Below are 271 nucleotides of genomic sequence, written 5' to 3'. Positions count from 1 at the left end.
CGAGAAGTTCGGGCAAAAGTCGGCGATAAACGGGTTTTACTGGCGTTATCCGGTGGAGTGGACTCCTCAACCCTTGCCTTTCTCCTCCATAAAGCAATTGGGGATCAATTGGTTTGTATGTTTATTGACCAAGGGTTTATGCGCAAAGGGGAACCCGAACGATTGCTAGAGATTTTTAAAGATCGCTTCCATATTCCGGTTGAATATGTTAACGCGCGCGATCGGTTTTTAACCCAACTAGAAGGGGTAACTGATCCGGAAGAAAAACGCC

1 pseudogene is annotated in these 271 nt (G+C 46.5%); it reads left to right on the top strand.

Annotation, left to right across the window (positions count from 1 at the left end):
* Nucleotides 1-271: pseudogene (locus R0J87_RS20585) on the top strand (glutamine-hydrolyzing GMP synthase); the annotation flags it as partial.

It is taken from the genome of Halomonas sp. SIMBA_159, assembly GCF_046536035.1.
GTDB classification, from domain to species: Bacteria; Pseudomonadota; Gammaproteobacteria; order Pseudomonadales; family Halomonadaceae; genus Vreelandella; species Vreelandella venusta_A.
This window is presented reverse-complemented; position numbering and strand designations above follow the sequence as displayed.